The sequence below is a fragment of the Halorussus salinisoli genome, assembly GCA_005239435.1.
GTDB classification, from domain to species: domain Archaea; phylum Halobacteriota; class Halobacteria; order Halobacteriales; family Haladaptataceae; genus Halorussus; species Halorussus salinisoli.
The window spans coordinates 45,390-58,348 of record SZNP01000001.1 but is presented as its reverse complement, the minus strand read 5'-3'; the positions used below and the strand labels follow the sequence as shown (position 1 = coordinate 58,348).

Here is a 12,959-nt window from a genome sequence, read left to right as displayed (position 1 = left end):
TCCAAGCCCGACGAAGATTTCACATGAAGTCGGCGATACTGCCCTGCTTGTTCTTGTCGTTCTCGAAGATCGACTCCAGCCTGCGGTCCATAATCTCCAACCGCTGTTTGGTGTACTCCCGGCAGTCGTACTTCTCGGCCACCTGAATCGCGGTCTCCATGTACTTGTTCACCGACCCCTGGTGCACCGTGAGGTTGACCTGCCCGCCGCACTCCCGACACTCCTTGGTCAGGGGCATCCGGCGGTACTTCTCGCCGCAGTCGAGACACCGGGTTTCCTGTCGGGAGAACGCCCGGAGGTTCCCGATGAGGTCGGGCAGGAAGTGGTACTCGATGACGCGCTCGGCCACGTCGGTCTCGTCCACCGACCGGAGCTTTCGGGCCAGTTCCAGCTGGGCGTCCATCTTGTCCATCATCGACCCGAGCGTCTTGTACGCCGAGAGGTCCGGGCCGAGCGCGATGTCGGAGGTGTCGTGGCTGTGGTGGAAGTCGGTGTACTCGCGGTCGGTCCCCAGATTCTCCTCCGCGATGGTCATCACGTCCTCGACCTCCTCGGGGTCGGCCATCTCGCGGGTCGCCTCGTAGAACTCGCGGGGGTACTGCCGAACGATGTCCATGTTGTGGGCTTCGTCGTCGATCTCCGAGGGGTCGATGCGCGAGGACATGACGAGCGGCGCGTCCATCTGACCCCCGCGCTTGTCGGGGAGGAACTCCTTGCTGAAGTTGAGCAGACCGTCCATCAGGAGCATCACGCAGTCCTCGTCGCCGTCACACTGGCCGGTAAACAGGTCATTAGCGACGAGGCTGTGAGTATCTTCGACAGTAACCGAGTAGGTGTGGTCAACCTTCGACTCCGTGATTTCAATGGATTCTACCTCGTCCAGCCAGAGATCTCCGCCATCACCGAAGATACGCTGAGACCGGACGGGGATGGAATCAAGAGCGTTCCTAAGGGTCTCGGACTTTCTGTCGAGGTCGAATCCAATTTTCTGAGCGAATTGCTCAGCGTTTTCCGAGGTTATCTTGAGAACCCACGAATTGAACTCCGGAACGGGTTCGTCGTCGTAGAACTCGGCTACTGCTCCGGTAGATGGACGACGGCGTTCAGTGTAAACCTTCGTAGCGATGCCGAACCGCTTCAGCAACCCGACGATATCGCTCTTCAAGTCGTCGCTAATAGTGTAGGCTCGGATGTCGATTCTATCACTCGCAACGCTTCCGTCTCCACTGAAGTAAGAACGGAGGAACTCCTTGGCGACCGGTTTGGGAGAGTTCACGATGTAATCCGGAATCTGCTTGTCCTCGGCAGAACAGCCCGCATCAAGGATTTCCCTGAAGAGTAAGGTGACGAGACGACTCGAAGTCGTAATCTTCCATTCGTTCTCTTCGTAGGGCGTCACAGAGAGTTCGTCTTCGAGAGTTTCGATGATATGACTTCTTGGCTCTTCGTCCGGCGTACAGATCGTAGTTTGGTAGAACTCACCCTCTTCGGAACGAGTGAAACCTTCAGCAGCGTAATAGCCGAGGACTTTTGCGATATCTCGTCCGACGGTCAGATTTCGGCTGACCGAAGCAGTGTCACGTCGGATGCCGAGTTCGAGATTCTGTGGGAGTTTTTCGAGAGTTCCTTCTCTTCCGAGTAGTGCGATGAACACCGAGGCGGGGACACTGTCTCGGTTGACCCAATTGTAAACTGACGAATCGCTCTTACCAAGTTTCGCTGCGACCGGCTTGAGGTACCCCTTATCTTCGGTTGCGGAATCAAAGAGTTCCTTAATTTTCTTCTCGCCGAGCGCTCTTACCATCAGTTCCTCGTTGGAGATACAGTCGAGGTTCAGGAACTTTTCGAGAAGGTCGATCGAATCGTACTCACCCTCGAATTCGACTTCTTTCGGGGAGGGAATCTGGTCACCAACATCTAGTTCCCGAGCTTCGATTTTCTCAACGCCACCCGAAGTCCAACTGCGCATGGAGTGGTCCGGGGTAACCGTGATCTTTCGCCCGCTCCGCGTTTCTATTTCTACGAGGTGGTCGGGTGCGGGATGCTTCGAGACCGCTTCGATTGGCTTGTGGACGACCTCGCCATCTTCGTCAACCGACGGAACCCACACGTCACCGTCCAACTCTTCTACTAGTGTCCCGAAGTCGTCCTCTCGCGGGACTTGTAGTCGCTCCTCGACCAATTGCTGAATCTCGTCGTAGTGCCACTCGCCGGACTCGTCTTCGTACCAGACCTTCGTCTCTGGGTGGAAGCAGTTACGCCGTTTCGCGGCGTGAAAGTACGGATGCGCGTAACCCACGGCCGCCGAAGTAAAGCCGACGATTCGGCCCACGACCGCCGCGGAGGTGTGGGGAGCCATCCCGAAGACGAGTTCGCCGACGAGTTCGTCGCGCTCGTCCAGGTCGTAGAACGGGTCGAGTCCGTAGTACTGCTCCAGCAGGTCGTCCACGAAGTCGGCGGTCTTCAGGAGGTGTTCAGCCGCGCCGTCCGAGAGGACGACGTCCTGCACCTTGAGTTCGACCAGTTGGTCGTCGTGGCGGAGCGGGTCGCCGTGAACGTCCTCCTCGTAGCCGAGCGACCGGAAGTGGTCGGCCGACACGTCGAGTTCCGACGGTCGGACGCTGGTGACCGGGAGGTCGGTCATGTCGTACCGGACCGTCCCGTCCTTGAAGGCCGAGACGCCGTGTTTCGCCCGGAGGACGCCCTTCTCGATGGGTTCGGGCGTCTTGTACGACGACGACAGCCCTTTGACGCCTTTGAGCGTGTCGAAGGCGTTCTCGCGCTCGCCGACCGACTCCAGTGCGGACCGGAACTCGTCGTTCACGTCGATGGTCCGGTACTCGACCGACGTGGCCTCGACTTCGCAGTTGTCGCAAATCGCCCGGCCCGACTCGTCCAGTTCGACCACCGAGTCGCAGTCGGGGCACTCGAAGTGCGCGAAGGTGTTGCCGCCGCACTCCGGGCACTCGGCCTTGAAACTGTGTTCGCCGCAGTCCTCGCACTCCCGGCGACCGACCTGCGCATCGACCAGGCCGGGCGTGCTCTCCATGTCGGGCGCGTGCTTGGCGGCGGCGGCCACGTCGCGCTGACTGCCGCCGGCCTCGCCGATGGGGAAGAGGGTGTGGACCGCGGGCGAGAGTTCCCGGCTCTCGGACTTCTCCGGGCGTCCCATCCGGTTGCCGATGCGGGTCGGAGCGCGCTCGCGGACCTCGAAGGGCGCGACCTCGTTGACTGCCCGGAGCGCGTTGTCGCCGTCCTCGGCTTCGCCCCAGTTGCGGGCCTCGGCCGACAGGTCGTCCCACGTCCGGGTCAGGTCGTCGTCGACGCCTAGCGACCGCGCGAGCGGTCGCCACTCGGGAATTCGAATCTCGTCGTCGTCCTGCGTGTGAGGGACGAGGATGCATTCGAGCGCGGTCCGAACGGCCTCCTCGGCGAACTCGACGACGAGCGTCGCGTCGTCGCCGTCTCCGCCGACGAGTTCACCGTCCGCGACGGTCTTGGCGAGCGTCTCGAACTGTTCGACGGTGAGGTCGTGCCAGAGGTAGGTGTACTTGGGGTGGAGCGGGCAGTCGTACTCGGTGGCCCACGTCAGCGCCTCGTCGGGGTTCGGGTCGGTCAGGTCCACGCTGGGCGAGTCGCGCATCGCCTGCACGTCGGCCCCGGCGGCCTCGAAGTCCTGCACCCACCACTCGACGGTGTAGGAGGCGGGCGCGAGGGGATGGTTGTTCTCCACGAACTCGCCGTAGTTGACCAGGTACTCCCCGAGGTCCAGAATCTTCTCGACCCCGTTCCGGAGTTCGAGCGCCTCGTCGGGGTCGTCGATTCTTCGCACGTCGCCGTTTGCGAGGCGGACGGTCGGCCCCTCGATGGAGTCCACGGGCACGACGCCCGCGGCCTTCCCCGGACGCTCGGTCTTGATCTGGGTCCCGGTGGCGAGGAAGTCGTCCACGAGATGCATCGTCGCGGGGTGGACGCCCGCGGTAGCGAACCCGTGATTCCGCGCTCGACCGTAGCGCAGGCGGAAGCCTCCGGACTCGCTCGGGTGCCCGAAGACGGGGCGTCCGGCGATGAGGTCCCGGAGGAACTTTTTCGCGGGGTCGACGCGAGGCGGGCCGTCTGGCTCTTCAGTGTCCTCGTCGGCTTCTTCCTCGGCCGCGTCTTCTTCGCTCTCGTCGGCGTCGTCGGCCGCGTCTTCCTCGTCGGCGTCGTCCTTCCCGATGGTACCGTCGATGAGGTCCTGCAACCACGGCCAGTCGATCTCGTCCAGATTCCGGGTGTAACGCTGTATCTTGGGAGCCTTGAGCGCGATACCTTCCGCGAGGACGAGACACATACCGCCGCGAGGGTTGTTGGTATCGACCCGTTCGAGGTCTCGAAAGCCCGACACCTCCTCGTCGCCGGTCGATTCCCCGTCGAGCATGATGGGGATGTGTTCGGCGATGAACTTCGTCTCCTTGTCCTTGGGCGAGTACTGGAGGCCGGTCTCCTTGTCGTAGAGATTTATCTCTTCGGCGTAGCGTTCGACTTCTTCGTCGCGGGCCTCGTACTCGGCCATCCCGACGAGCGCACGGGTGTAGTCGGCCACGAGGACCGACAGGGCCTGGGCGGTACCACCGGCCGACCGAATCGGTCCGGCGTAGTAGACGTTGACGAACTCGGTGCCGTCGTCGTTCTCCAGCACTTCCACCTTGTCGATACCTTCGATGGGCGCGGCGACCACGCCCTCGGTCAGGAGAGCCACTGCGGTCCGGACCGCACCTTCGACCTTCCCGGCCTTGCTCTCGTAGTCGCCGACCCGACCCTCCGCGAAGTCCTCGGCGAGAACGAGGGCGGCCTCTTCGCGGGACATCTCGCCTTCCAACTCTCGGACGCGCTCGGCCACCCCGTCGATGCCGAGGATGTTCTCCACCCGGTCGGCCATGTCCTTGGCGACCGGAATCTCGACTTCGGGCTTGGGGTCGCCACTGTTCTCGCGGGCCTCGCGGGCCACCTCGAAGGCGTCGTCGAGGTCGGATTCTAAGTCCTCGAAGTAATCCTCGTCCTCGGCCCGCATGTTATAGCCAGAGGTCGAGGTCGGTGGGTTCGTCGTGTTCGCGCTCGAGTTCCTCCTCGAACGTTCGCATGTACAGTTCCCCGGCGAACACGGTCGCCGAGTCGAGGTGGCCCGCGAGCGTCTGGCCGCTCTTGCGCGAGAGGACGGCGTGCGTGTGGGCGAACCGGTCGCCATCTAGCCACGAGACGTTGCCGACGCAGGCGGCGACTTCGAGCGGTTCGTCGAACTCGACTTCGCGGTACTCCAGTTCGGACTGGTCGTAGTACCAGACGGTGGCGTCCTGTACCGCACCCATGGCGACGAACCACGCCGCGTCGACGTCCTCGTCGGCGGCGAGGGACTCGATTTCGGTGCGCCAGTCCTCGCCGTGGCCGAGTCTCGCTACGAACTCGCGGTCCCCTGAGACCTCCCGGTAGTTCATGTATCGTGGAAGGAAGAGCGTCGGGAAAAGGTTTAGTATTGACTCGTTACCGGAGCGGTATCGGACAGTGCCGGAAAACGGAGGGCGGTTCGAGACCGCTACTGCCAGTCCTGGAGGGCGACGCTTCCGGATACGGGGACCGAAAGCCACGCGTCGTCGGCCGTCGTGTCCGCGATGATGAGTCGCTCCGTGCGACCATCATCGTCCAGCGAGGCCATAACCTCGCGCTGTGCGACCGATTCCGACGGAGTGGCCGTGTTCGGGGCCATATGTGACACGTGGTATCATGGGTTAATAAACGCTCCGAAACGCCAGACCCGTGGTAGAAACCGAAGCCTTCAAATAGTGAGACTTGATACCACACCGCGTTACTGCCAGATTTCTGGTACGAGATGGACCGAAACAGGTCCGGAGAGCCCCGGCGTTCCGGCGGGAGTGGCCGGAGGAAGAGAAAAGAACGGCCGAAATACGTCTAGAGACGAGGTAATCGAGGTAGTAAGCCGAGGTTTCCCTAAGTAACAAACGGTAAGTTTATCCGGTCTGCTTTACAATGGGCGGTTGGATGACAGATACTGACAACCTCAGCCGCCGTCGATTCCTGCAAGCGACCGGCGGTGCGGCATCGGCTGTAGCCCTCGCTGGCTGTACCGGTGGGGACGGTAACCAGACGACGACCACCGAAGGCAACCAGACGGACGAAGGTGGCGACACCAACAAGCCGAGCGACGACGCCAACGTTCTTCGGCTGATCAACTCCACGATAAGCACGCTCGACCCCGTCAAGTCGACCGACACCGCTGGTGGTACGGTCATCCAGCAGGTGTTCGACGGCCTGATGAACTACCCGAACGGGAGCATCGAGATCGAAAACCAGATCGCCAAAGGTCACGATATTTCCGAGGACTTCACGACCTACACGCTCAAGCTCAAGGAAGGCGTCAAGTTCCACAACGGCGACGAAGTCACGGCACAGGACTTCGTCTACTCGTGGGAACGCCTCGCGGCCTCCAGCAACTCCCGGCGGGCCTACTTCATCCTCTCGTCCATCGGCGTCGAACACGAGACCGAGACGGTCACGGAAGACGGCGAGGAGTCCGAGGTCTACAAGTCCGGCTCGATGGCCGTCGAAGCAGTAGACGACTACACCATCGAGATGCAGCTTTCGGAGCCGTTCCACGCCACGATGGAGATGTTGGCGTACACGTCGTTCGCCGCGGTCCCCGAAGGAATCGTCGGCGACATCGACGGCTACGAGGGCGAAATGAGCCACAAGAAGTTCTCGACCGAGAACCCCATCGGTGCGGGTCCCTTCAAGTTCGACAAGTGGCAGAGCAACACCGAAGCCAAGGTCACGAAGTACGAGGACTACCACGGTAGCGTGGCGAACATCGACGGTGTCCACTGGAACATTTCGTCCAGTTCGGACGCCATCTACAACTACGGTATCGTCAACCAGAACGCCGACATGGTGTCGGGCGAGCAGCTCCCGACCGCCAAGTACAACCCGAACAAGGTCAACGTCGAGGAGACTGACGACGTGGGTCGGAAAGTCGGTACGTACGGCCCGACCAAGAGCGACGCGACGATGGACTACACCGGATTCGCAACCATCAACGCGTTCTACATCGGCTTCAACACCGACGCCGTCGAGAAGCCGGTCCGTCAGGCGGCCGCCTACGCCCTGAACCAGCAGGAAGCCGTCGACAAGGTGTTCAAGGGTCGTGGCGAGAGTTCGTACCACTTCACGCCGCCGTCCATCTACCCCGGCGGTGCGCCCGAGTACGAGAAGCACGCCAAGAACAACTACCCCTACGGCTACAACGAGGCCAAGCTCGGCGAGGCCAAGAAAGTCATGGAGGAGGCTGGCTACGGTCCCGACAACAAGGCCTCGTTCACCTTCACGGCCTACGAGTCGTCCGACACGTGGGCGGAACTCGGCAAGCTTCTGCGTGACAAGCTCTCCAGCGCGCACATCGAGATGAACGTCGAGCGAGCGCCGTTCTCGACCCTCCTCAAGCGCGGTCGTAACGGGAACCTCCAAGCGTACTCGCTCGGATGGGTAATGGACTGGCCCGCCCCGGACAACTTCCTGCAGCTTCTCAACCCGCCGCAAACCGACACCTCGCTGGATGCCCCCATCTCCTACATCAACTGGTCGGGCACCGACGCGGCCGAGCGAGCGAAGGAAGCGTGGAAGACCGTCGAGAACAACGCGGCTCCGACCGACGAGGCCGAGAAGGCTCGCAACGAGGCCTACGTCGAGATCGAGGAGGCCAACTGGGAGGACCTCGGCTTCCTGCCGACCTACCACCGCATGGACGAGCGGTTCAAGTACGACTGGGTCGACTGCCCGCGCTTCGGCGGTGCTGGCGTCAGCCGCCAGATGTACAACAAGGTCGAAATCGGCGACCGGAAGTAACGACGGCGAGCGTCGAACGCAGCGGCCACGACCGTCATATTCTTTTCACACGTAACGGCGAAATAGCACTGCGCTCAAGTCCCGTTTATCGCCAGTAGAAGGCCTGTAGACCGGAGTCGGGGGTTGGTGCCGGAAAGCGCAAGACATAATGAGAAGACCCTCAAATTTATCACGTATGTTCGCGGTCCAGTTTGGGTACGTACAATTCGGCCGAAGTAGCCGCAGTCACGGCGGTGGTTCGCCGTGAGCCGGTGGCAATACTTCGCAAAACGGGTACTGCTTTCGGTCCCGGTGTTACTGTTCGGAGCATCTATCACGTTCCTCGTGATTCGCGCCGGACCGCTCGACCCGGTATCTGCAATTCTGGGACCACAGGGGAACCCACAGGCGTACAACAGTATCAAACGACAGCTCGGTCTGAACCAACCACTTTGGCAGCAGTACATCGACTATATGATCAACATGTTCACCTTCGACTTGGGCGAGTCGTGGGTGCTCCAGCCGGACACGAGCGTCTATTCGCTGGTGCTCAGTTACGCGCCGCGGACCATCTGGCTCGGATTCTGGTCGGTGCTCATCGCCATCTTCATCGGCATTCCGCTCGGTTTCTACGCCGGGCTGAACCCGAACACGTTCAGCGACTACATCGCGTCGTTCGGCGGTATCGTCTGGCGGGCGATGCCGAACTTCTGGCTGGCGGTCATCCTGATGAGTGTCCTCTCCCAGTCCGAGAAGTTCTTCTTCGGCTTCGACTGGCAGAGCTTCCTCTACGCCACCAACGTGACGGGACCGCCGCCGCTCGGCGACCTCACCTCGGTAGACGGGTTCTTGAAGGCGCTCAAGAAGATCGCACCGGCCGCCATCGTCCTCGGTTCGGCGTCGATGGGTAACGAGATGCGAATCGGCCGGACTGCGGTTCTAGAGACCGTAAACTCCAACTTCATCGAGACGGCGAAAGCGAAGGGCGTCCCGCCCCGGTCGCTCGTCTGGAAGCACATCTTCCGGAACGCGCTCATCCCGCTGGTGCCCATCATCACGGGCGAGGCGTTCCTGCTCATCGGCGGGTCGGTGCTGGTCGAGACCGTGTTCGACATCAGCGGTATCGGCTACCTGTTCTTCCAGGCGGTCAAGAACGGCGACATGCCGCTGGTCGGGTCGCTGATGTTCATCTTCATCCTGCTCGTCGTGCTCATCAACATAATGCAAGACTTCCTGTACACGATAATCGACCCGCGAGTCGGCTACGACGGAGGTGCCTAACATGAGCGTAGACAGAGAGCATGAGGACGCTTCGCTCGCGACGCGTGTCAAAGAGAACCCCGGTCCCGCACTGGGATGGTTGGCTGGCGCACTGGTCCTGTTCGCGCTAGAAGCCGGTGCAGTTGTCCACTTCCTGACCGGTCTCGTCGGTTCGCCGATCGAGTTACCGACGCTCCTCACGCGCGACCTCATCGCTAACAACGGCTATCAGACGCCGGACGGCGTCTGGAAGGAGACGTTCATGAACCTCGCGCCCGCCTACGCGTGGGCGTTGCGAGTCGTACTCATCTACGCCTACGCGTTCGTGTGGATGGTGTGGCTCTGGCGGGGCTACCTCGTCTTCCGAGAGCACTACCGGTACGCCGACTGGACGCCGCGCGACGACATGGTCGACCGACTCCGCGGTCACCGCTGGGGTCAGTTCGGCGCTGTCATCGTGTTCGCGTTCGTCGTGATGGCGATGTTCGCTCCGGCGCTCGGGCCGACGACGGTCGACCGCACCATCTCCAACCCGTATTCGCACCACATCGAGTACTACAACGACGACGGCCAACTGGAGAACATCACCGTCGGGGCCGCCAACCTCGGGTCGCGCTCGCAGGGGACGCCCGACCGGAACGTGGGACCGATGACCTACGACGAGTACGGGCGGTGGCACCCCTTCGGGACGTTACCGACCGGGAAAGACATGTTCACCTTCATGGCCGCGGGAGCCAGGATATCGCTGTTCATCGGTCTCGTCTCCATCGGCGTGAGCAGTTTCATCGCGGCGGCGTTCGCGCTGTTGACGGCGTACTACAAGGGGCTGGTAGACCTCGCTGTCGTCATCGTGGGTGACTCGATAATGTCCTTGCCCAGACTCCTCTTCGTGATGCTCCTGTCTGTCGTCCTGAGCGGAACGTGGCTAGCCGAAATCTACAGCGGCGGCTTCCTGTTGGCGGTCATCTTCGCGGGAACCGGGTGGCCGTTCCTGTGGCGGTCGGTCCGTGGACCGGCGATGCAGGTCGCCGAGCAGGAGTGGATCGACGCCGCAAAAAGTTTCGGACAGCGACCACACGTCACGATGCGGAAGCACATGGCACCGTACATCCTCGGCTATCTGCTGGTGTACGCCTCGATGAGCCTCGGTGGTATCATCATCGCGGTCGCTGGCCTGTCGTTCCTCGGACTGGGTATCAACCCGCCGACGCCCGAGTGGGGCCGAGCGGTCAACATCGGCCAGTCGTACGTCACCACGTCGTCGTGGCACATCTCGTTCATCCCCGGCGTACTAATCGTGCTGGTCGTGACCGCGTTCAACGCGCTGGGCGACGGCATCCGCGACGCCATCGACCCGCAGAGCAATAGCGGCGAAGGCGACGCTGAAGTCGCCGCGGCCAGCGGAGGTGGTGCCTGATGGCACAGCGAGAGACTTCCGCAGTTCGGAGCGAGGACGAACCCCTGCTGTCGGTTCAGAACCTCCAGACCGCCTTCTTCACGGACAAGGAGGTCATCCGGGCCGTCGACGGCGTGAACTTCGACATCCGACGCGGCGAAACCGTCGGCATCGTCGGGGAGAGTGGGTCGGGCAAGAGCGTCACCGCCCGGTCCATCATGGGACTCGTCGACTCGCCCGGCCGCGTGCTGGAGGGGAGTCGCATCAAGTTCCGCGGCGAAGACCTCACGCAGAAGACCGAGAAGGAGTACCGGAACCTCCGAGGGAGCGACATCGCGATGGTGTTCCAGGACCCGTTGACGTCGCTCAACCCCGTCTACACGGTGGGCAACCAGATCAAGGAGGCGCTCCGGCTTCATCAGAACCTGCACGGCGCGGAGGCCACCGAAGAGGCCATCAACCTGCTCGAAGCCGTCGGGATTCCCGACGCGTCTCGGCGGGTCAAAGAGTACCCCCACGAGTTCTCGGGCGGGATGCGCCAGCGGGCAGTCATCGCCATGGCACTGGCCTGCGACCCGGAACTGCTCATCTGTGACGAGCCGACGACCGCGCTCGACGTGACGATTCAGGCCCAGATTCTCGAACTCCTCCAGGAGCTACAGGAGGAGCGAGGTCTCGCCATCATGTTCATCACCCACGACATGGGTGTCATCGCGGAGGTTTCGGACCGCGTGAACGTGATGTACGCGGGCGAAATCGTCGAGAGCGCGCCGGTCGAGGAGCTGTTCGGAAACCCCCGGCATCCCTATACGCAGGGGCTTCTTCGGTCGATTCCGGGCAACCAACCCGACGCCGACCGACTCCAGACCATCGAAGGCGACGTGCCGACGCCGAACGAACCCGCGGGCTACTGTCGGTTCGAGCCTCGGTGTCCGAAGGCGTTCGAGGACTGTACGCGGGTCCACCCGGCGTCGGTGGCAGTCGACAGCGACTCGCAGGACCACACCGCGGCCTGTCTGCTGTATCCAGAAGACGAGTCCCAGCGGGAGGCGGTCGAGTTACACGAACAGCGCGAGAGTCAGCGAGAGGTGAGTGAACGATGAGTGAGCAAATTCAACAGGAGTCCGTCAGCGTCGCCGCGGGCGAGACGCTCGTAGAGGTCAACGACCTCAAGACCTACTACGACGAGGGCGGCATCGTCGAGTCGAATCCGGTGAAAGCAGTCGATGGCGTAAACTTCGAAATCAAGCGCGGCGAGACGCTGGGTCTGGTCGGCGAGTCCGGATGCGGGAAGACGACGCTCGGCCGGACGCTCATCCAACTCGAAAGCGCCACCTCCGGGGAAGTGCTGTTCGACGGCACCGACGTTACCCAACTCTCGGGGTCGGAGCTGAAAGACTGGCGGCGCAACAGCCAGATGGTGTTTCAGGACCCCGAGTCCAGCCTCAACGACCGGATGACCATCGGCGAAATCGTCCGGGAGCCGCTGGACGTTCACGACTGGAACACGCCGCAGGAGCGCCGCGAGCGCGTGCGCGAACTCCTCGACGTGGTCGGCCTTCAGCCGGAACACTACTACCGGTATCCCCACCAGTTCTCGGGCGGTCAGCGCCAGCGCATCGGTATCGCCCGCGCACTGGCACTCGAACCCGAGTTCGTCGTGCTGGACGAGCCCGTCTCGGCGCTCGACGTGTCGGTGCAGGCCCAGATTCTCAACCTGCTCGAAGACCTGCAGGACGAGTTCGGCCTGACCTACCTGTTCATCGCCCACGACCTGAGCGTGGTCCGCCACATCTGCGACCGCGTGGCCGTGATGTATCTCGGCAACGTCATGGAACTGGGCGAGACCGACGAGTTGTTCGAGGACCCCAAGAACCCCTACACTCACTCGCTGCTGTCGGCGATTCCGGAACCCGACCCCACGTCCGACAAGGAGCGCATCACCCTGCGTGGGACGCCGCCGAGTCCGCGCGACCCGCCGACGGGGTGTCCGTTCACGACGCGGTGCCCGATGAAGATTCGGCCGGACAAGTACCAGGACATGGACCCCGACGTGTGGGTCGCCATCGAGGTGTTCCGCGAGGTGCTTCGAGAACGGTCACGCGCCGAGAAGTCGCTGACCGAGCAGGCCAAGGAGATGCTCGGGATGGAGACGCGGTTCTCCGACATCGACGAAATTAAGCGGGAACTGTTCGGCGACTTCGACCTCTCGCGCGAAGTCGAGGAGTACGTCGACCGCGCGGCCAAGTACGTCGAGGAAAACGACGAGTCCCAGGCCCGTACGGTCCTCCGCGAGGAGTTCGGAAGCATCTGTGACACCGAAAAGCCCGACGACCACGTCGTCAGCGAGACCGGACGGCTCAGCCACTGTCACCGACACATGTCGGAGTACACAGAACCCGACGAGTTCGTCCCGTACACCGAGCGGTAG

Annotated in this window: 8 protein-coding genes; 5 read left to right on the top strand and 3 right to left on the bottom strand. The window is 62.3% G+C overall.

The window, feature by feature from the left end; translation table 11 throughout:
• Positions 1-19: 19 nt before the first annotated feature.
• From E2484_RS04755 to E2484_RS24775, 3 genes are all read right to left on the bottom strand, one after another.
• Positions 20-5,053, bottom strand: a complete 5,034-nt coding sequence (locus E2484_RS04755; RefSeq protein ID WP_137284098.1) for a DNA polymerase II large subunit — start codon at positions 5,051-5,053, stop codon at positions 20-22.
• 1 nt (position 5,054) lies between these two features.
• Positions 5,055-5,474 (bottom strand): PPC domain-containing DNA-binding protein, encoded by a 420-nt coding sequence (locus E2484_RS04750; RefSeq protein WP_137284097.1) that lies wholly within the window; start codon positions 5,472-5,474, stop codon positions 5,055-5,057.
• Between the two features lie 98 nt (positions 5,475-5,572).
• A complete protein-coding gene (locus tag E2484_RS24775; protein WP_170977244.1) occupies positions 5,573-5,743 on the bottom strand; it encodes a DUF7556 family protein in 171 nt (56 codons plus the stop codon).
• A gap of 293 nt (positions 5,744-6,036) precedes the next feature.
• On the opposite strand from E2484_RS24775, the gene E2484_RS04745 reads away from it, so the two are divergent.
• The 5 genes from E2484_RS04745 to E2484_RS04725 all read left to right on the top strand — a co-directional run bounded on the left by E2484_RS04745 (position 6,037) and on the right by E2484_RS04725 (position 12,959).
• Positions 6,037-7,893, top strand: coding sequence for an ABC transporter substrate-binding protein (locus tag E2484_RS04745; RefSeq protein ID WP_137284096.1), 1,857 nt, complete (start codon positions 6,037-6,039; stop codon positions 7,891-7,893).
• Positions 7,894-8,136: 243 nt separating this feature from the next.
• On the top strand, positions 8,137-9,153 hold the full coding sequence (locus tag E2484_RS04740; RefSeq protein WP_137284095.1) for an ABC transporter permease: 1,017 nt from the start codon (positions 8,137-8,139) through the stop codon (positions 9,151-9,153).
• Position 9,154: 1 nt separating this feature from the next.
• Entirely contained in the window at positions 9,155-10,549 is a 1,395-nt protein-coding gene (locus E2484_RS04735) for an ABC transporter permease (RefSeq protein ID WP_137284094.1), read from the top strand.
• Complete coding sequence (locus tag E2484_RS04730; protein WP_137284093.1) at positions 10,549-11,631, top strand: ABC transporter ATP-binding protein; 1,083 nt, start codon at positions 10,549-10,551, stop codon at positions 11,629-11,631. The genes E2484_RS04735 and E2484_RS04730 overlap by 1 nt, the downstream gene beginning before the upstream one ends.
• Positions 11,628-12,959, top strand: coding sequence for an ABC transporter ATP-binding protein (locus tag E2484_RS04725; protein ID WP_137284092.1), 1,332 nt, complete (start codon positions 11,628-11,630; stop codon positions 12,957-12,959). The genes E2484_RS04730 and E2484_RS04725 overlap by 4 nt, the downstream gene beginning before the upstream one ends.

Excerpts from the sequence above, each read along its gene's own strand:
- E2484_RS04750 (WP_137284097.1), bottom strand. The coding sequence starts at position 5,474 with ATGAACTACCGGGAGGTCTCAGGGGACCGCGAGTTCGTAGCGAGACTC.
- E2484_RS04735 (WP_137284094.1), top strand. The coding sequence starts at position 9,155 with ATGAGCGTAGACAGAGAGCATGAGGACGCTTCGCTCGCGACGCGTGTC.
- E2484_RS04730 (WP_137284093.1), top strand. The coding sequence starts at position 10,549 with ATGGCACAGCGAGAGACTTCCGCAGTTCGGAGCGAGGACGAACCCCTG.
- E2484_RS04745 (WP_137284096.1), top strand. The coding sequence starts at position 6,037 with ATGACAGATACTGACAACCTCAGCCGCCGTCGATTCCTGCAAGCGACC.
- E2484_RS04725 (WP_137284092.1), top strand. The coding sequence starts at position 11,628 with ATGAGTGAGCAAATTCAACAGGAGTCCGTCAGCGTCGCCGCGGGCGAG.
- E2484_RS04755 (WP_137284098.1), bottom strand. The coding sequence starts at position 5,053 with ATGCGGGCCGAGGACGAGGATTACTTCGAGGACTTAGAATCCGACCTC.
- E2484_RS24775 (WP_170977244.1), bottom strand. The coding sequence starts at position 5,743 with ATGGCCCCGAACACGGCCACTCCGTCGGAATCGGTCGCACAGCGCGAG.